The sequence below is a fragment of the Pseudomonas sp. HN2 genome, from assembly GCF_020736465.1.
In the GTDB taxonomy this organism is placed as follows: Bacteria; Pseudomonadota; Gammaproteobacteria; order Pseudomonadales; family Pseudomonadaceae; genus Aquipseudomonas; species Aquipseudomonas moraviensis_A.
In genome coordinates, this window is the sequence record NZ_CP085885.1 from 3,615,810 (window position 1) to 3,633,596 (window position 17,787).

Sequence of the window (17,787 nt, forward strand, 5' to 3'; positions counted from 1 at the left end):
GAAATACACCTCTTCAATCCACCGAAAAAACCTTGTAGGAGTGAGCCTGCTCGCGATAGCGGTAGACAAGTCGACATTATTTTGTCTGGCATACCGCTATCGCGAGCAGGCTCACTCCTACAAGGGGACTGTGTGAGTTTCAGAAGACGGACCAGCCAATCCTTGAGCTCAGCAACTCCAGCGCCGCCATCCCCGCCAGCGAATTACCTGCCGCGTTCAACTCCGGTGACCAGACACAGACTGTGAATTGCCCCGGCACCACCGCGACGATCCCGCCGCCCACTCCGCTCTTGCCCGGCAGACCGACGCGATAGGCGAAGTTGCCCGCTTCGTCATACAAACCGCTGGTAGCCATGATCGAGTTGACCTGCTGGGTCTGGCGGCGCGTGAGGATCTGCTCGCCGCTGTGTTTGCAGAAACCGTCATTGGCCAGAAAGCAGAACGCCCGGGCCAGATCGATGCAATTCATCCGCAGCGCGCAGTGGCTGAAATAGCTGCGCAACACTGCTTCGACATCGTTGTGAAAATTGCCGAACGACTGCATCAGATAGGCCATCGCCGCATTGCGCGCGCGGTGCTGGTATTCGGAGTCGGCGACCTTGCCGTCGATCATGATTTGCGGATTGCCGGACAGACGCCGGACGAAATCACGCATCGACAACGTCGGCGCGGCGAAGCGCGACTGATTGATGTCGCAGATCACCAGCGCCCCGGCATTGATGAACGGATTGCGCGGGCGGCCGCGCTCGAATTCCAGTTGCACCAGCGAGTTGAACGGCTGGCCGGAAGGCTCATGACCAAGCCGTTCCCAGATCGCCTCGCCGGAATGATCGATGGCCTGCACCAGGCTGAAGACCTTGGAAATACTCTGCACCGAGAACGGCGTTTCAGCGTCCCCAGCAAAGTACATTTCGCCGTCATTGCCGTACACGGCGATGCCCAATTGGTTGGCCGGCACCGTGCCGAGGGCGGGAATATAGTCAGCGACCTTGCCCTGCCCGATCAGGGGCCGGACGGCGTCAAGGATCTCGTTCAACAGCGCTTGCATGCCGGGTTCCGAAAGTCTCGCCCCATGGGATCGCGGGGACACTGGGGCTAGACGCTGCGCCCGCCGGTCGCATCACACCGGCAAGCGCTGCGCAAAGTGTTCTAGGCTGAACCGGACCATTCAGACACGGGAGAGCACCATGCACCTCGAAGGCTCCTGCCATTGCGGCGAAGTCACGTTCAGCCTCGACAGCGTCCACCCCTACCCATATCAACGCTGCTACTGCTCGATCTGCCGCAAGACCCAGGGCGGCGGCGGTTATGCGATCAACCTCGGCGGCGACGCGACCAGCCTCAAGGTTCGCGGGCGCAAAAACATCAGCATCTATCACGCGAAGATGAAAGCCGAAGGCGACAACCGCGCCCATCGCAGCAGCGCCGAGCGCCACTTCTGTTCGCTGTGCGGCAGCGGTTTGTGGCTGTTCAGTCCGGAATGGCCAGAGTTGATTCATCCATTCGCCTCGGCGATCGATACGCCGCTGCCGGTGCCGCCGGAACACACGCACCTGATGCTTGGTTCGAAAGCGCCATGGGTTGAGGTCGAGGCCAAGGCTAAGGATCAGCAGTTCGATGAGTATCCCGAAGAGTCCATTGCCCAGTGGCATGAGCGGCTCGGCCTGACTAGCTGAACACCGCCCCTTGTAGGAGTGAGCCTGCTCGCGATAGCGTTGTGTCAGTCGACTCATCATTGAATGACCTAGCGCTATCGCGAGCAGGCTCACTCCTACAAGGGGCCAGCTCAGGCACATCACTCAATCCGGATGCGCCCAGGTCATCCTGAACAACGCCCCACCCCACGCCGAGTCACCCACCTCAACCTGCCCGCCATGGGACTGCGACACCCGCCGCACCAAGGCCAGGCCCAAGCCAAATCCACCCGTACGTCGATCCCGGCTGGCATCCAGACGCGAAAACGGTTCGAAGATTTTATCCCGCCCTTGCAACGGCACGCCCGGCCCGTCATCGCTGACCCGAACTTCATAGTCATCGCCGTTGCACAGCAGGGACACCTCTACGCGCTGCTCGGCGTAGCGGATGGCGTTGCGCAGCAGATTGATCACGGCCCGCGCCATGAAACGCGGTTCGATGCTCACGGTGTCGACCCGGCAATCGCCGATCGACAACTGCACCCCCGCCGCTTCGGCCTCCAGCGCCACACTGCCGACAACGCTGTCGAGCCAGTCGGCCGCGTGAACATTCTCCCGTTTGATCACCGTCGCGCCGTGTTCCAGGCTGGCGTAGGTCAGCAGCTCCGAGACCATTTCCTCCAGTTCACCGAGGTCGGCATACATGTCGGCGATCAGTTCGCGATTCTGGCTCGCGCCCGGTTGCTGTTTGAGCTGATCGAGTTCGAACGACAGCCGCGCGATCGGTGTGCGCAATTCGTGGGAAACGGCATTGGTCAGTTCGCGCTGATTGGCGATCAGCCCCTCGATGCGCGCCGCCATCAAATTGAAGTGCTCGGCCAGATCACGGATATTCGAGCGCCGCGATAACTGGATGCGCACCGACAGGTCGTTGTCGCCGAAACGCTCGGCGGCCAGCCGCAGTTTTTCCAGATCGCGCCAGTGCGGCCGCACCCAGAAAAACAGCACGATCCCGATCAACACCGCCAGCATCATATATGCCGCCGTGATATAGAACGGCATCAGGCTTGGCTCGGGCGGCAACTTGATGCTGAGCAACTGCGAGCCGCCATCGATGTTGCTGATGAACTGCGTGTAATCGTCGCGGATCACCAACAGATTCCGCGCCAGTTCGGCTTTTTCCTGCGGCGTCAGGGCCAGTTGATCGGCCTCGACCAGACTCAGCGAGAGACCGTAATGGGCGCGCAATGAATCGAGTTTCTGCTCACGCTCGGCACCCTGGCGGCCTTGCAGATGATCCACCAGCGACCACGCCTGACCGCGCACGGCTTCACGGTTGTAGTCCTGCATCTGGCTGTCGAGCAACGCGTTGAAGGTGTGTTCGACGGTCTGCAAAGCCAGTACCAGCCCCACCGTCATCACCAAAAACAGTCCGAGGAACAAGCGCAGCATCTACAACTCCCACGCGAACGGATTGAACAGATAGCCTTTGCCCCACACGGTCTTGATGCACACGGGCTCGCGGGGATTGTCCTTGAGTTTGTTGCGCAATTTGCTGATGTAGACGTCGACGCTGCGGTTGAGGCCGTCGAAAGCGATGCCGCGCATACGGTTGAGAATGTCATCGCGCGAGAGAATCTTGCCCGCCGCGCTGGCGAGCAACCAGAGCAATTCGAACTCCATGGTGGTCAGCTCGATCAGCTCACCGGCCAGGCGCACTTCACGGCAACTGCGGTCAATGCCCAATTGCCCGAACTCAAGAAAACTGACCACGCTGGTGTCCGGCATCTGCCGCCGTTGCAACGCACGCAGCCGGGCGAGCAATACCGGCGGTTTGATCGGTTTGATCAGGTAATCATCGGCACCGGACTCCAGCCCGAGGATATGATCAAGGTCGTCTTCCTTGGCGGTGAGCATCACGATAGGCGTCTCCGACACACTGCGAATTTCGCGGCACACCTGCAAACCGCTCTGCCCCGGCAACATCAGGTCGAGCACCACTACCTTCGGCTTGAATTCGAGGAACGCGGCCACGGCCAGATCGCCGCGATGCACCGTGCGCACCTCGTAGCCGTGTTGTTCAAGAAAGTGCGCGATCAGTGCGGCCAGACGCTCATCGTCTTCGACCAGCAGGACTTTGCCAAAACCCAGGTTATCCATAACGACCGTTGCCAAGCCAAACGTGGAAGGGCCGATATTATGCGGGCAATCGTCGGTCAGGCGATGACGCCAGACAGCAAAAACCGGCCACGCGGGCCGGTTTTCGGTGATGTTTCATACTCTTAAGAATTTTTTACAATCAGACAATGATGGCCGTTTTCGTAGGAGCTGCCCTGTCATGCGGCGACCGGCACACCGCTGTGGAAGCGGAATTCGTCGTCCGGTGACTCTATCAGTGCTTGCTCGGCTGCACGGACGCGCTCGATCACCTGCGCGACATCCTTGGCATCACCATACTGATAGGCCAGTTTCAGATAACCCTGAAAATGCCGCGCCTCGCTTTTCAGCAGACCGAAATAGAACTTGCCCAGCTCTTCGTCCAGATGCGGCACCAGTGCTTCGAAGCGTTCGCAACTGCGTGCTTCGATGAACGCGCCGACCACCAGCGTGTCGACCAGTTTCACCGGCTCGTGGCTGCGCACCACTTTGCGCAGGCCCGAGGCGTAACGGCCGGCGTGCAGCTGACGCAGCTCGATCTTGCGCCGCTTCATGATGCGCATGACTTGCTCGTGGTGCACCAGTTCTTCCCTGGCCAGGCGCGACATCATGTTGATCAGGTCGACGTGGGCGTGGTACTTGGCAATCAGGCTCAGCGCAGTGCTGGCGGCCTTGAACTCGCAGTTCTTGTGGTCGATCAGCAGGATGTCCTGATTGGCCAGTGCCGCCTGGACCCAGGCGTCGGGCGTGCGGCAGCCAAGGAATTCGTGGATTTCGGGAAGGATCATGGGGCTCACGGTAAAAGGTGTTCGAGCGAAGGGCGCCGATTATACCGGCCTGCCCGCAGACCACCAGCGGCGGCTGTTGATATGCATCAAGTCGCAGACGTTCGGACAGCAACTATAGTTGTGCAACGCCGTGCCTTTTCTTTGCTGGAGACTCCGCTCATGCAAGCCATTCGCAGCATTCTGGTGGTCATTGAACCTGAACATGCAGAGAGCCTGGCGCTCAAGCGCGCCAAGCTGATCGCCGGTGTGACCCAGGCCCATCTGCATCTATTGGTGTGCGACAAGAAGCATGACCACGCCGGCCTGCTCAGCGTGCTCAAGGCTGCGTTGCTCGCCGAAGGTTACAGCGTGACCACCGAACAGGCATGGAACGAGAGCCTGCATGAAACCATCATCGATGTGCAGCAGGCCGAGGGTTGCGGCCTGGTGATCAAGCAGCATTTCCCCGACAGCTCGCTGAAAAAAGCCCTGCTGACCCCGGCCGACTGGAAGCTGCTGCGCCACTGCCCTACCCCGGTGCTGCTGGTCAAAACCGCCGGTACGTGGAAGGACAAAGTGATTCTCGCCGCCGTCGATGTCGGCAATGCCGACGGCGAGCACCGGCATTTGCACAGCACCATCATTGATCACGGCTACGACATCGCCAGTCTGGCCAAGGCGCATTTGCATGTGATCACCGCGCACCCGTCGCCGATGCTGTCGGCGGCAGATCCGACGTTTCAGCTCAAATCGACCATAGAAGCCAGATATCGCGAGCAATGCCGGGCGTTTCAGGCGGAGTTCGACGTCGATGATGAGCACCTGCACGTCGAGGAAGGCCCGGCAGATGTGCTGATTCCGTTCATGGCGCACAAGCTGCAGGCGGCGGTAACGGTGATTGGCACGGTGGCGCGCAGTGGCTTGTCAGGCGCGTTGATCGGCAATACCGCTGAAGCAGTGCTGGATACGCTGGAAAGCGATGTGCTGGTGCTCAAGCCGCAGGAGGTTGAGGATCATCTGGTGGAGTTGGCGGTGAAACACTAAACATTTGCTATGCGGCCCCTTGTAGGAGTGAGCCTGCTCGCGATAGCGGTGGATCATTGAAAATGCGTTGACTGACACAACGCCATCGCGAGCAGGCTCACTCCTACAATTGAAAGGCGTCTTTGAGAAAGCCGGGGGCGATATAGCGCTGATAATGCGCTTCCGACAGCAGGAAGAATTCCCGATCGATGGCATCGCGCAGCTCCGGCAGGTTCCAGTCACGAAACTCCGGCAGCAATACCATCCCGTATGCCTCAAGATTAATGATCACTCGCGCGCCCCGGGCAATCAGCTGATAGGCCCAGCAATATTCCGACTGATGCGGGACGAAGCGGATCTTGCGCTGTTCCAGCTGTTCGCGCAGACGAACCGGGTCGAAGATCTCGACCTTGCTCGCCATCACTTGTGACAGCAATTGCTCCAGACGCAGCCAGACCGCACGCTTTTCCTCCTCGTTGTATCCGTTCCAGTGGATCACTTCGTGGTGGAAACGCTTGCACCCACGGCACACCAGGTCACCGTAAACGGTGGAGCAGAGGCCGACGCAGGGGGTCTTGATGGTCTGATTGGGCATAAATGGGCAGAACACTGAAACGCGGAACAGGCCGGCATGTTAGCCCTTTGTCGCGCATTGATCACCCCTCAAACAGCAGGGTTTCGCCAGCGTCGCAGGTTTGCCCCGGCCACGCTGGTTGCCACGAAAGTCCAATAGAGCGCGACTTACCTTTAAATTTTTTTTGCCGTAGAATCAGCCAGCCTTTTAAGGCGCCAATGTCCGTTAGAAGCTGTTTTCAAAGCGTCACGAGCACAGTCGTTCCTTCAGAGCGGTGTTGGCGAAGGGTTTTTCCAGCGGGGAAAAGCCCGACGCCAACCCTCATCAGCTCCCCGTTCTGCAGGCGTAAAACTTTGAAAGCAGCTTCTGTAAGGAATGCCCGGTAATTCTGGCCAAGCGGCCCACAACGCCGCGCAGCGCATGAGTACGAGCATTTCGCGACGAGCGTCCCGGACACCCATTTGGGACCACTGATGAGGGTAATAACTGTGCTTGAAGCCTACCGCAAACATATCGAAGAGCGTGCAGCCCTGGGTATCGTTCCCCAGCCGCTTAACGCCGAACAAACAGCAGGCCTGATCGAGCTGCTGAAGAACCCTCCGGCTGGCGAAGAAGCTTTCCTCGTTGACCTGATCACCAATCGCGTACCGCCTGGAGTGGACGAAGCCGCCTACGTCAAGGCCGGTTTCCTGTCCGCCCTGGCCAAGGGCGAAGCCACCTCCCCTCTGTTGGACAAGAAACGCGCTGTCGAACTGCTCGGCACCATGCAGGGCGGCTACAACATCGTCACTCTGGTCGAGCTGCTGGATGACGCCGAACTGGCCCCAGTCGCCGCCGAAGAACTCAAGCACACCCTGCTGATGTTCGATGCCTTCCACGACGTCGCGGAAAAAGCCAAGAACGGCAACGTTCACGCCAAGGCCGTGCTGCAATCCTGGGCTGACGGCGAGTGGTTCAAGAAACGCCCTGTTCTGGCCGACAAGATCAGCCTGCGCGTATTCAAAGTCACCGGCGAAACCAACACCGACGACCTGTCGCCTGCCCCAGACGCCTGGTCGCGCCCGGACATCCCGCTGCACGCCCTGGCCATGCTGAAAATGGCCCGTGACGGCATCGTGCCGGACGAGCAAGGCAAGACCGGCCCGATGAAGCAGATCGAAGAAATGCGCGGCCAGGGCTTCCCGATCGCCTACGTCGGTGACGTGGTCGGTACCGGTTCCTCGCGTAAATCGGCCACCAACTCGGTGCTGTGGTTCTTCGGCGACGATATCCCGTACGTGCCGAACAAGCGCGCTGGCGGTTTCTGCTTCGGCAGCAAGATTGCCCCGATCTTCTACAACACCATGGAAGATGCCGGCGCCCTGCCGATCGAGTTCGACGTGTCGAACATGAACATGGGCGACGTGATCGATCTGTACCCGCACGCTGGCAAGGTCTGCAAGCACGGTACCGACGAAGTCATCACCACTTTCGAAATGAAAACCCCGGTGCTGCTGGACGAAGTCCGTGCCGGCGGTCGTATTCCGCTGATCATCGGCCGTGGCCTGACCGAGAAGGCTCGCGCCGAGCTGGGCCTGCCACCGTTCGACCTGTTCAAGAAGCCTGAAGCGCCGGCTGAAAGCACCAAGGGCTTCACCCTGGCGCAGAAAATGGTCGGTAAGGCTTGCGGTCTGGCAGAAGGCCAGGGCGTTCGTCCTGGCACCTACTGCGAGCCGAAGATGACCACCGTGGGTTCTCAGGACACCACCGGTCCAATGACCCGTGACGAACTGAAAGACCTGGCGTGCCTGGGCTTCTCCGCTGATCTGGTGATGCAGTCGTTCTGCCACACCGCGGCTTATCCAAAGCCGATCGACGTGACCACCCACCACACCCTGCCTGACTTCATCATGACCCGCGGCGGCGTATCCCTGCGTCCGGGCGACGGCATCATCCACTCGTGGCTGAACCGCATGCTGCTGCCGGACACCGTCGGTACCGGTGGTGACTCGCACACCCGTTTCCCGATGGGCATCTCGTTCCCGGCCGGTTCCGGTCTGGTTGCGTTCGCCGCAGCCACCGGCGTCATGCCGCTGGACATGCCGGAATCGATCCTGGTGCGTTTCAAAGGCAAGATGAAACCTGGCATCACCCTGCGCGACCTGGTTCATGCCATTCCGTACTTCGCTATCCAGAACGGTCTGCTGACCGTTGAGAAGAAGGGCAAGAAAAACGCCTTCTCCGGCCGCATCCTGGAAATCGAAGGCTTGGAAGGTCTGACCCTCGAGCAGGCGTTCGAACTGTCCGACGCCTCGGCCGAACGTTCGGCTGCCGGTTGCACCATCAAGCTGTCGAAAGAGTCGATCACCGAGTACCTGCAGTCCAACATCACCCTGCTGCGCTGGATGATCGGCGAAGGCTACGGCGATGCGCGTACCCTGGAACGTCGTGCTCAAGCGATGGAAGCCTGGATTGCCAACCCTGAGCTGATGGAAGCCGATGCCGACGCCGAATACGCCGAAGTCATCGAAATCGATCTGGCCGAGATCAACGAGCCTGTGCTCTGCGCGCCGAACGATCCGGACGACGCCCGTCTGCTGTCCAGCGTCGCTGGCGAGAAGATCGACGAAGTGTTCATCGGTTCCTGCATGACCAACATCGGTCACTTCCGCGCTGCCGGTAAACTGCTGGATCAGGTCAAGGGTCAGCTGCCAACCCGTCTGTGGCTGTCGCCGCCGACCAAGATGGACGCTCACCAACTGACCGAAGAAGGATACTACGGCATCTACGGCAAGGCTGGCGCACGCATGGAAATGCCAGGCTGCTCGCTGTGCATGGGTAACCAGGCACGCGTTGAGCCGAACAGCACCGTGGTGTCGACTTCGACCCGTAACTTCCCGAACCGCCTGGGCGACGGCGCGAACGTCTACCTGGCCTCGGCCGAGCTGGCGTCCGTTGCTTCGATCCTGGGTCGCCTGCCGACCGTCGAGGAGTACATGGAATACGCTGGCAAGATCGACAGCATGGCGGCCGATGTCTACCGCTATCTGTCCTTCGACCAGATCGCCGAGTTCCGTGAAGCTGCTGCGAACGCCAAGATCCCGGTCGTTCAAGCCTAACGCTGCAAGGCAATAAAAAACGCCGCCCATCGTGAGATGAGCGGCGTTTTTTTATGCCTGCCGTGCAAGCATCACGCAAAACCTTGTGGGAGCGAGCCTGCTCGCGATGGCAGGCTCGCAATCGCACAGATCGGTCAGACAGCCAGCTTGTAAACCAACGCTGAAATCGCTACCAGCCCAACTGCCGTAACAAACACGTTCGATGCCTGACCGCGATAACGCGCCATGGCCGGCACCTTGCGAATCGCGTACATCGGCATCAGAAACAGAATCGCCGCAATCACCGGACCACCGACGGTCTCGATCATGCCGAGGATGCTAGGGTTCAGCGTCGCGACAATCCAGCAGACCACCAACATCAACGCCGCAACGATGCGATCCAGCGCCTTGGCGCCCGGACGCTTGCCGCTCTTGACGATCAAACCCTTGAGACCTTCACTGGCACCAATGTAATGGCCGAGGAAGGACTTGGAGATCGCCACAAACGCAATCAACGGCGCCGCGAAAGCGATGGTCGGGTTACTGAAGTGGTTGGCCAGGTACGACAGGATCGACAGGTTCTGGTCTTTCGCCTCAGCCAGTTGCTCCGGCGACAGGGTCAGTACGCAACTGAATACGAAGAACAGCACCATCACTACCATCAGTGCATGAGCGCGCGCGAGGATCTGCGAGCTGCGCTCTTCAGCGTGTACGCCATAACGACGCTTCTGATCCACCGCAAACGCGGAGATGATCGGCGAATGGTTGAACGAGAACACCATCACCGGAATTGCCAGCCAAAGGGTATGCAGCAGCGCTGACGGCGCCGGTACTTGCGAGGCGGTGGCGAGGATGCCGCCGTTCCAGTGCGGAATCAGGTACACGGCGAGGAACAGCAGCGCGACGATAAATGGATAGACCATCAGGCTCATGGCCTTGACGATCGCCTGTTCACCGCACCGCACCACCGCCAACAGGCCGAGAATCAGCACGAATGACAACAGCGCGCGCGGCGGCGGCGTGATGTGCAGTTGATGTTCGAGGAAACTGGCGACCGTGTTGGTCAGGCCGACGCTGTAGATCAGCAGGATCGGGAAAATGGCGAAGAAGTACAACAACGTGATCAACGCGCCGGCCTTGATGCCGAAATGCTGCTCGACCACTTCCGTGATATCGGCGCCTTCGCGACCGGACAGCACAAAACGGGTCAGGCCACGGTGAGCATAAAACGTCATCGGGAACGCCAATAGCGCGAGGATCACTAGCGGCCAGAAGCCCCCCAGCCCTGCGTTGATCGGCAAAAACAGGGTGCCGGCGCCAATGGCCGTCCCAAACAGTCCCAGCATCCAGGTGGTGTCCTGGCGATTCCAGCTCGAAAGTTCAGCGGGTGCTGCTGCGTCGAAACGCTTTTCGAGGCTATTGGCCTGATCATTCATCCGGTCGGATCTCCGCATTCCGGTCACTTGCCACTCGGTCGGGACGCGTCGGAAAAAACCGACAGACATGCTCCGGCCGAAACAGGGGCGCGATTCTCCGTGATAAATCAACGCAAGCAAAGACTTAGCTGAGGAATGGTTGTCCGGAGCAGATGGATGGGTGGTCGTTTTCGGAATGTTTTTTGCCGTTAAAAGCTACGTTGAATGTCGTTTTTCGACGTTTTTCCTGCACCCTGCCCAGCCGAAGGCTCAGATCAATCGAGCGACCAGGAAGCCAAACGACATGCAAAGTATTGCCAGACTCAGTAATCCCAGGATAGGAACGATGTCGCCTCTCTGTTTGATGCGTAATTTTTCCAAATACTCGTCGTGCTCTCGATCGGATCGATCAATCATGGCCTGGCGGTCGAATGTACTCATGGTGGATTTCCTACTCGCGGGTGATGGGTTAAATATGGTGAAGCTCGAACATTCATAACTTGAGTGAAAGGCCTATCAAGGCCGCTGTTGCAGTCAATACCCCGGCTATTACCGCAACCGGGTAGAAATAGGTTTCCCATTTCATCTTTTTTTCTTCCGCTACAAGCTTTTTCCTCTCAGCCACAAGCTTGCGTATTTCATTCATCAGCTTGTCAAGTTCGAGGTTTTCCCGGTCGTTTTGAAGCATTCGCCTTCCTTGGCTAGTGGCAGCTCTCGCGCAAGCTGCTCTGTGGCGTGATGATTTCGCATCCATAGGGTGCTGGCTAGCAGACGCATCTGCCGTCCCCGTAGGCAAAATCCGCGCGTCGCGTAAGCTCCCTCATACACCGAACCCACGATATTCCAGACCATTCACCTGCCAGGACACTGCTTTTGATCTAGCGTGAGAGAAGCCACCACTCAAGGAGACTCCCATGCCACTGGTTCGCGTCGATATCCAGCAAAACCCCGATCCCACGTTCGCCAGGCGCATCGGTGAACAGGTCTATGCCGCTCTGCGCACCTGTATCGATGTGCCCGAGCACGACAACTTCCAGATTCTCAACGAGCACGACAGCCAGCACTTCGTGTATGACCCGCAATACCTCGGCATCCAGCGTAGCGATGGCGTGGTGTTCATTCAGATCACCATCAGCGAAGGGCGCACCGTGGATAAGAAACAATTGCTGTTCAAGACCATCGCCGAGGGCCTGCATGCGCAATTGGGCATACGCCTGGAGGATGTCTTCATCAATCTGGTCGAGGTAAAAAAAGAGAACTGGTCATTTGGCAATGGCGTCGCCCAATACGTCACCTGACGTCGTCGGCGTTTCGAGTCGGGACTGACTCCCACAGCCCTGTCTGATTTTAATTGTTACATGTTCTTCAGATCGAATTAGAAAACCGGGTAGACCGTCCTGGCGACTATCAACTGACACGCGACACCTGTGTTAACACTGTAACTTGGAAGAATTTCAGACCCAAACTTTCAGATTAATCCTACAAATAAAAACGCAATTAAAATAACACCGAACAATACCGGGAATTCAAAACAAGCGAATTTGTTACAAGCAACTTCCCTGGCCTTGAATAACTTCCCGATGCCTGACTATATTTTCTCCGTCACCTTTCAGACAGCGAGAATCGGGCATGCAAAAATACAACAGGATTCATTTACTGTGGGCGGCGCTGCTCTTGCCGATTGCGGGCGCGCAGGCTGACATTCGCGAATTGGCCTCGTCACCGCGGTGGCTGACGACCAAGGTCTACATCGAGGGCGCTCCGCAGACTGACGTGAAGGCCAAATATCCCGGCGTCGTCGGAATATCGACCTGGGACCCGGAAACCAACCGCTACGAGTTTTTCTACACCGATACCGGTGAGTCCAAATACAACAATGGCGGCGGCGGTTACTTCTTCGTCACCGGTGATCAACGACAACATGTGCTGGTGCCGGACATCGGACCGAACAAAACGATCGTCAGGCGTCTGGAGACACTGAATAAAAACGAGTTCACTTATTCCCGTGAAGTACCTCGCGACATGATTGAAAGCAATCCGCCCGTACGCATTCACGTAGTTCACGCGCCCTATACCGGAAGTGTGGTCACCAAGTCTGCCACGCCACAATAAAAGCCTGGAGTTCGACATGAAAAAGACACTGAAGTCCCTGTTGTTATCAGCATCCCTGATGTCCGCCGCGCTGCTCGGATTCAGCAACGCACAGGCCACGACAGCTCCGACAAAGGCCGCCGTCACGGACAACACTATGATGCTCACCGTGTTCCTCAAGCATGATCAATCCCGTCCGCTCAGCGAACTCAAAGCCCAGCTTGCCCAGCAAGGTTTCTATAAAACCTTCCCGCCCGCCGGGGTCGAAGTGGTGAGCTGGAATATCATGATGGGCATCGGCCAGGTCGTTACAGTGCGTTTTCCCGCGTCTCGACTGGCGGAAGTGAACCTGGCGCTGGAAAACACAGCCTGGGGCAGCTATCGCACCGAGTTCTACCCCACCTATGATTTCAAACCGATCGCGCTGGCCGAACAGAGCAAAGCGCACGCGGCCCAATGACATCGCCCGCCCACCGGTTCACCGGTGGGCGGGCGCCCTTGCTTCTGGCGTGAAGCGGTCCAGAATCAAAGCACCACTGCGCGAATGCAACGATTGCCAAGCCGCTGCGGATTCAGCACTCTGAGTCGACTTTCGCGACCCACCCGCCGCCAATCACAGGAGCCGCGCAATGCCCGCAACCGTTCTGGTACTGGTTGAAACGATCAATGACTATCTGCCGATTCTCGAACATCAGGGATTCCACCTGATCCTTGCACCGACGCCAGCCGAACGTACGCAAGCCATCCTCACCCATGGCAGTCGTATCGACGCCGTGCTCACTCGCGGCCCGCTGGGCCTGACAGCCGACGAAATCAACGCCCTCCCCGCCTTGAAAATCATCACGGTGATCGGTGCGGGCTACGAGCAGGTCGACCTGCAAGCAGCGAGTAATCGAGGCATCACCGTCACCAACGGCGCCGGGGTCAACGCTTCATCGGTGGCGGATCATGCAATGGCACTGCTGCTGGCATTGGTGCGTGATATCCCGCGCTGCGATGCCGCAGTACGCCGGGGTGAATGGCCAAAAATCATGCGGCCCTCCCTGGCGGGCAAACGTCTGGGCATTCTCGGGCTGGGCGCGGTGGGCATGGCGATTGCCAAACGCGCCGAGCTGGGTTTCGACATGCAGATCAGCTACCACAATCGCCAGGTGCGCAGCGATGTGCCCTACGCATTCTGCTCAACGCCGACGGAACTGGCCCGGGCCTCGGACTTCCTGGTCGTTGCCACGCCCGGTGGCATTGGTACTCAACATCTGGTGACGCGAGCAGTGCTTGATGCGCTGGGCCCAAACGGATTCATCGTCAATATCGCGCGAGCCAGTGTGATCAGCACGGCGGAACTGGTTTCCGCACTGGAACAACGTCGCATCGCCGGAGCTGCGCTGGACGTTTTCGATCACGAACCCGAGGTGCCCGACACGCTGAAAAACCTCAGCAATGTGGTGCTGACGCCTCATGTCGCCGGGCTGTCTCCCGAGGCCACTCAGGGCACCGTGGAACTGGTAGGCAAGAACCTCATGGCGTTTTTCTCCGGTCAACCAGTGTTGACCCCCGTCGCCCTGCCGCCCAGATTCAGCAACCAGCGCGTGCACTGAAGCATGCCGCGAGCCTCGGATTCACTGCCGTCAAGCGGATCCGGCCCGTTCTGTCTGCACGCCCGTTGTACCCATTTCCATAGGTGATCATCCAGCAACACGCGAACCTATAAGACCGACCCGCGCTTGTGACCGACCCCGCGCGCCATTAGATTAGCCAATGATGTCTGGCCTCCAAAATAAGCAGAAGGGATAAGCATGGCGCTTACTGACCAGTCCACCCGGATCCGCGCAGGCGAAGAACTCGATGCCGGCCTGATCGATCCGTATCTCAAGGCGCACATTCCCGGCCTGACCGGCAGCCCCAGGATCAGCCAGTTTCCCGGCGGCGCCTCGAACCTGACCTACCTGCTGGAATACCCAGGACAGGAGTTCGTCCTGCGCCGCCCGCCGTTCGGCCACAAGGCCAAGTCCGCCCATGACATGGGCCGTGAGTTCCGCATCCTCAATCAACTGCGCGAAGGTTTCCCGTATTGCCCGAAGGCCTACGTGCATTGCACCGACGAAGCCGTCATCGGCGCCGAATTCTATGTGATGGAACGGGTCAAGGGCATCATCCTGCGCGCCGAACTGCCGCCGGAACTGGGCCTCGATTCGGCGAAGACCGAATCGCTGTGCAAAAGCTTCATCGACCGTTTCGTTGAACTGCACCGGGTCGATTACAACGCCTGTGGCCTCGGCGATCTGGGCAAGCCCGAAGGCTACGTCGCGCGGCAGATCAAAGGCTGGAGCGAGCGTTACGAGAAAGCCCTGACCCCGGACGCCCCGCATTGGGAAACAGTGAAAGCCTGGCTCAACGCCAAGATGCCGGCCGACCACCCGACGTCGAGCATCGTCCACAATGACTACCGTTTCGACAACGTCATCCTCGACCCGGACAACCCGATGCAGATCATCGGTGTACTCGACTGGGAACTGACCACCCTCGGCGACCCGCTGATGGATCTTGGCAACACCCTTGCCTACTGGATCGAAGCCGGCGACCCGGCACCGGTGCAATTGATGCGTCGCCAGCCGAGCCATGCGCCGGGCATGCTGACGCGCCGCGAATTCGTCGACTACTACGCCGAGCGCTCAGGGATCCGCATCGACAACTTTGACTTCTACTACACCTACGGCCTGTTTCGCCTGGCCGGCATCGTGCAGCAGATCTACTACCGCTTCTACCATGGCCAGACCCAGGACAAACGCTTCGCGCAGTTCATTCACATGAACAAACTGCTGGAGCAGATGAGCCTGCAGGTCATCCAGAAATCCAGCCTCTGATCCGGGCCAATAACAAGACTTTTCACAAGGGAATCCCATGTCCAAGACTCAGTTGTTCGACCTCGACGGCAAAATCGCTTTCGTCTCCGGCGCCAGCCGCGGCATCGGTGAAGCCATCGCCAAACTGCTGGCCCAGCAAGGCGCCCACGTGATCGTCTCGAGCCGCAAGCTCGAAGGCTGCCAGCACGTCGCCGACGCCATCACCGCCGCCGGCGGCAAGGCAACCGCCGTAGCCTGCCACATCGGTGAAATGGAGCAGATCAGTCAGGTCTTCGCCGGGATCAAGGAACAGTTCGGCCGCCTCGACATCCTGGTCAACAACGCCGCGACCAACCCGCAATTCTGCAACGTGCTCGACACCGATCTCGGTGCGTTCCAGAAGACCGTCGACGTGAATATTCGCGGCTACTTCTTCATGTCGGTGGAAGCGGGCAAGCTGATGCGCGAAAACGGCGGCGGCAGCATCATCAACGTCGCCTCGATCAACGGCATCTCGCCGGGGATTTTCCAGGGCATTTATTCGGTGACCAAAGCCGCGGTCATCAACATGACCAAGGTCTTCGCCAAGGAATGCGCGCAATTCGGCATCCGCTGCAACGCCCTGCTGCCCGGCCTGACCGACACCAAATTTGCCTCAGCACTGGTGAAAAACGACGCAATCCTGAAGCAAGCCCTGACCCAGATCCCGCTCAAACGCGTGGCCGATCCGAGCGAAATGGCGGGCGCGGTGTTGTACCTCGCCAGCGACGCGTCGAGCTACACCACCGGTGTGGCGCTGAATGTGGACGGCGGCTTCCTGTCCTGATTTCCCCGGCAAATTGCTAGCCCGTGTGGGAGCGAGCCTGCTCGCGAAAGCGTCGTGTCAGTCAGCTGTGTTTCGACTGATACCCCGCCTTCGCGAGCAGGCTCGCTCCCACAGAGTCACTGCTGGATTCCAGGCCTCGTGCAATCGAGCAATCGCGAGTCTTATTGTGTGATGCAACGGGTAGTCGTGATCTGGCGTGTCACCTGCCCATCCACGTACATGTCCCCAACAACCTCAGTATTCTCCAACACCTCGCAGCGGCGCTCCGGCGGTGGCGGCGGCGCGACAGGCGCAGGGGGTGGTGGACTGGCACAACCCGCCACCAACACGACAAGAAAAGCCAACGGCAATACGCGTTTCCCAGGATTAGTCATAGGACGACCCGCGATAAAGGGAGACAACCTCCCGCCGCCCAAACGGCCGCGGAAGACCTGACCACTCATTCTTTATAGCTGAGCACATTGTTCGCGCCAGTGGATTGGGGCGATTGAATAGTTTGGGCTGTCGGTTTTGCGCGGATTGTCCAGAAGAGGTCTGGATTGAGATCATCGTAATCGGCGAGGGCCTCATCGCGAGCAGGCTCGCTCCTACATGGATTGCGTAAAACCTAAAGAACAGGTCGGCTGTCAGGCCACCTTCGCGAGCAGGCTCGCTCCCACAGAACAGCAAAAACAAAATCAAAAGATCGTCCGATCGCGCCCCGAGCCTTCGGCAGCGCCTACCCACGATGAGCGCAAGCTCGAGTTCCGCTTTTGATCCTGGAGCCCGTCGGCAGGCTGAGTGGAGGGATTGATCCAGGCGTGGGAGCGCAGCGACCCTACGACGCAGTCGGACACAGCGAGTGTAGGTGCAGCGAAGCAAACCGGAGCCGCTGCGCCAGGATCGATCCCGTAGCGAAGGAACCCCGAGCCCCAGCGAGTGGGCCGAACGTCAGGGCGAAGACCTTTTGGTTCCTTTTGGGGCGTTTGCCAAAAGGGACTCGCCGTAAGGGCGAAACCGCCATCCGCAACACCCAAAAAAACGGATATACACCCCCCCCAAAGCATGGTCGGCCCAAAGGCCGCCAAGCCCCAAAGGCCGCCAAGCCCCAAAAGCGCTAAGCCAGATCCGGATCCCGCGACGAGCGCAAAGAATTGCTCTCAAGCTCATACCGCAACTCACCCACCAACGCCTCAACCGCCTCCGGCGTACGCAGCGAAGCCAAATCCAGGCCACTGATCACCAGATCCACCTGCCCCGAATCCGGGTGATACAACTTGACCGTCAGCGAATGATCACCATCCACCGAACATTCACAAGCCAGCGGCGCAAAACTGTGCTCTAGCCGAGCGCGCAACTGCGCAAGATTCATCATGGACATGTTCCTATGGCTGTTTCGAA

General features: G+C 59.0%; 18 protein-coding genes. 9 read left to right on the forward strand and 9 right to left on the reverse strand.

The genetic code is table 11. The features are described 5' to 3' along the window. Positions 1–139 precede the first annotated feature (139 nt). A complete protein-coding gene (gene glsB / locus LIS66_RS15665; protein WP_042609378.1) occupies positions 140–1,048 on the reverse strand; it encodes a glutaminase B in 909 nt (302 codons plus the stop codon). Between the two features lie 139 nt (positions 1,049–1,187). Between glsB and LIS66_RS15670 the strand changes: the two genes are divergently transcribed. After that, a complete protein-coding gene (locus LIS66_RS15670) occupies positions 1,188–1,676 on the forward strand; it encodes a GFA family protein (protein WP_065616126.1) in 489 nt (162 codons plus the stop codon). A 123-nt stretch (positions 1,677–1,799) separates the two neighbouring features. Here LIS66_RS15670 and LIS66_RS15675 read toward each other — a convergent pair whose 3' ends face one another. From LIS66_RS15675 to LIS66_RS15685, 3 genes are all read right to left on the reverse strand, one after another. Beyond that, on the reverse strand, positions 1,800–3,086 hold the full coding sequence (locus LIS66_RS15675) for an ATP-binding protein (protein ID WP_227972527.1): 1,287 nt from the start codon (positions 3,084–3,086) through the stop codon (positions 1,800–1,802). After that, entirely contained in the window at positions 3,087–3,794 is a 708-nt protein-coding gene (locus tag LIS66_RS15680; protein WP_065616125.1) for a response regulator, read from the reverse strand. Between the two features lie 176 nt (positions 3,795–3,970). Next, positions 3,971–4,579 carry a tRNA-(ms[2]io[6]A)-hydroxylase gene (locus LIS66_RS15685; protein ID WP_123419326.1) on the reverse strand — a complete coding sequence of 203 codons (609 nt, stop codon included), beginning with the start codon at positions 4,577–4,579 and terminating at the stop codon, positions 3,971–3,973. Between the two features lie 159 nt (positions 4,580–4,738). Between LIS66_RS15685 and LIS66_RS15690 the strand changes: the two genes are divergently transcribed. After that, on the forward strand, positions 4,739–5,602 hold the full coding sequence (locus LIS66_RS15690) for a universal stress protein (protein ID WP_042609373.1): 864 nt from the start codon (positions 4,739–4,741) through the stop codon (positions 5,600–5,602). Positions 5,603–5,705: 103 nt separating this feature from the next. Here LIS66_RS15690 and LIS66_RS15695 read toward each other — a convergent pair whose 3' ends face one another. Next, positions 5,706–6,176: a DUF1289 domain-containing protein gene (locus LIS66_RS15695; protein ID WP_042609372.1), complete on the reverse strand. Its 471-nt coding sequence runs from the start codon at positions 6,174–6,176 to the stop codon at positions 5,706–5,708. Positions 6,177–6,643: 467 nt separating this feature from the next. On the opposite strand from LIS66_RS15695, the gene acnB reads away from it, so the two are divergent. After that, positions 6,644–9,253: a bifunctional aconitate hydratase 2/2-methylisocitrate dehydratase gene (acnB, locus tag LIS66_RS15700; RefSeq protein WP_039763151.1), complete on the forward strand. Its 2,610-nt coding sequence runs from the start codon at positions 6,644–6,646 to the stop codon at positions 9,251–9,253. A 134-nt stretch (positions 9,254–9,387) separates the two neighbouring features. Here acnB and LIS66_RS15705 read toward each other — a convergent pair whose 3' ends face one another. The 3 genes from LIS66_RS15705 to LIS66_RS15715 form a co-directional block, all read right to left on the reverse strand. Then, the gene (locus LIS66_RS15705) at positions 9,388–10,668 is read right to left on the reverse strand and encodes an HAAAP family serine/threonine permease (protein ID WP_227974523.1); all 1,281 of its coding nucleotides are present in this window, start codon (positions 10,666–10,668) and stop codon (positions 9,388–9,390) included. Positions 10,669–10,917: 249 nt separating this feature from the next. After that, positions 10,918–11,088, reverse strand: a complete 171-nt coding sequence (locus LIS66_RS15710; RefSeq protein ID WP_165839209.1) for a hypothetical protein — start codon at positions 11,086–11,088, stop codon at positions 10,918–10,920. A gap of 52 nt (positions 11,089–11,140) precedes the next feature. Beyond that, on the reverse strand, positions 11,141–11,335 hold the full coding sequence (locus LIS66_RS15715; protein WP_042609370.1) for a hypothetical protein: 195 nt from the start codon (positions 11,333–11,335) through the stop codon (positions 11,141–11,143). Between the two features lie 226 nt (positions 11,336–11,561). Here LIS66_RS15715 and LIS66_RS15720 point away from each other — a divergent pair, with 226 nt between their 5' ends. From LIS66_RS15720 to LIS66_RS15745, 6 genes are all read left to right on the forward strand, one after another. Further along, entirely contained in the window at positions 11,562–11,945 is a 384-nt protein-coding gene (locus tag LIS66_RS15720) for a tautomerase family protein (protein ID WP_042609369.1), read from the forward strand. A 331-nt stretch (positions 11,946–12,276) separates the two neighbouring features. Beyond that, positions 12,277–12,759 carry a DUF4822 domain-containing protein gene (locus tag LIS66_RS15725; protein ID WP_042609368.1) on the forward strand — a complete coding sequence of 161 codons (483 nt, stop codon included), beginning with the start codon at positions 12,277–12,279 and terminating at the stop codon, positions 12,757–12,759. A 16-nt stretch (positions 12,760–12,775) separates the two neighbouring features. Beyond that, complete coding sequence (locus LIS66_RS15730; RefSeq protein ID WP_042609367.1) at positions 12,776–13,198, forward strand: hypothetical protein; 423 nt, start codon at positions 12,776–12,778, stop codon at positions 13,196–13,198. A 169-nt stretch (positions 13,199–13,367) separates the two neighbouring features. Further along, a complete protein-coding gene (locus LIS66_RS15735; RefSeq protein WP_042609366.1) occupies positions 13,368–14,336 on the forward strand; it encodes a 2-hydroxyacid dehydrogenase in 969 nt (322 codons plus the stop codon). 198 nt (positions 14,337–14,534) lie between these two features. Beyond that, positions 14,535–15,602 (forward strand): phosphotransferase family protein, encoded by a 1,068-nt coding sequence (locus LIS66_RS15740; RefSeq protein ID WP_227972528.1) that lies wholly within the window; start codon positions 14,535–14,537, stop codon positions 15,600–15,602. Positions 15,603–15,639: 37 nt separating this feature from the next. Then, positions 15,640–16,407 carry an SDR family oxidoreductase gene (locus LIS66_RS15745; RefSeq protein WP_024013283.1) on the forward strand — a complete coding sequence of 256 codons (768 nt, stop codon included), beginning with the start codon at positions 15,640–15,642 and terminating at the stop codon, positions 16,405–16,407. 1,096 nt (positions 16,408–17,503) lie between these two features. Here the strand turns inward: LIS66_RS15745 and LIS66_RS15750 are convergent. Then, positions 17,504–17,761 carry a DUF1652 domain-containing protein gene (locus LIS66_RS15750; RefSeq protein WP_042609364.1) on the reverse strand — a complete coding sequence of 86 codons (258 nt, stop codon included), beginning with the start codon at positions 17,759–17,761 and terminating at the stop codon, positions 17,504–17,506. Positions 17,762–17,787 lie beyond the last annotated feature (26 nt).

Coding starts and splice junctions, on each gene's coding strand:
- glsB (WP_042609378.1), bottom strand. CDS start 1,048: ATGCAAGCGCTGTTGAACGAGATCCTTGACGCCGTCCGGCCCCTGATC.
- LIS66_RS15670 (WP_065616126.1), top strand. CDS start 1,188: ATGCACCTCGAAGGCTCCTGCCATTGCGGCGAAGTCACGTTCAGCCTC.
- LIS66_RS15675 (WP_227972527.1), bottom strand. CDS start 3,086: ATGCTGCGCTTGTTCCTCGGACTGTTTTTGGTGATGACGGTGGGGCTG.
- LIS66_RS15680 (WP_065616125.1), bottom strand. CDS start 3,794: ATGGATAACCTGGGTTTTGGCAAAGTCCTGCTGGTCGAAGACGATGAG.
- LIS66_RS15685 (WP_123419326.1), bottom strand. CDS start 4,579: ATGATCCTTCCCGAAATCCACGAATTCCTTGGCTGCCGCACGCCCGAC.
- LIS66_RS15690 (WP_042609373.1), top strand. CDS start 4,739: ATGCAAGCCATTCGCAGCATTCTGGTGGTCATTGAACCTGAACATGCA.
- LIS66_RS15695 (WP_042609372.1), bottom strand. CDS start 6,176: ATGCCCAATCAGACCATCAAGACCCCCTGCGTCGGCCTCTGCTCCACC.
- LIS66_RS15705 (WP_227974523.1), bottom strand. CDS start 10,668: ATGAATGATCAGGCCAATAGCCTCGAAAAGCGTTTCGACGCAGCAGCA.
- LIS66_RS15710 (WP_165839209.1), bottom strand. CDS start 11,088: ATGAGTACATTCGACCGCCAGGCCATGATTGATCGATCCGATCGAGAG.
- LIS66_RS15715 (WP_042609370.1), bottom strand. CDS start 11,335: ATGCTTCAAAACGACCGGGAAAACCTCGAACTTGACAAGCTGATGAAT.
- LIS66_RS15720 (WP_042609369.1), top strand. CDS start 11,562: ATGCCACTGGTTCGCGTCGATATCCAGCAAAACCCCGATCCCACGTTC.
- LIS66_RS15725 (WP_042609368.1), top strand. CDS start 12,277: ATGCAAAAATACAACAGGATTCATTTACTGTGGGCGGCGCTGCTCTTG.
- LIS66_RS15730 (WP_042609367.1), top strand. CDS start 12,776: ATGAAAAAGACACTGAAGTCCCTGTTGTTATCAGCATCCCTGATGTCC.
- LIS66_RS15735 (WP_042609366.1), top strand. CDS start 13,368: ATGCCCGCAACCGTTCTGGTACTGGTTGAAACGATCAATGACTATCTG.
- LIS66_RS15740 (WP_227972528.1), top strand. CDS start 14,535: ATGGCGCTTACTGACCAGTCCACCCGGATCCGCGCAGGCGAAGAACTC.
- LIS66_RS15745 (WP_024013283.1), top strand. CDS start 15,640: ATGTCCAAGACTCAGTTGTTCGACCTCGACGGCAAAATCGCTTTCGTC.
- LIS66_RS15750 (WP_042609364.1), bottom strand. CDS start 17,761: ATGATGAATCTTGCGCAGTTGCGCGCTCGGCTAGAGCACAGTTTTGCG.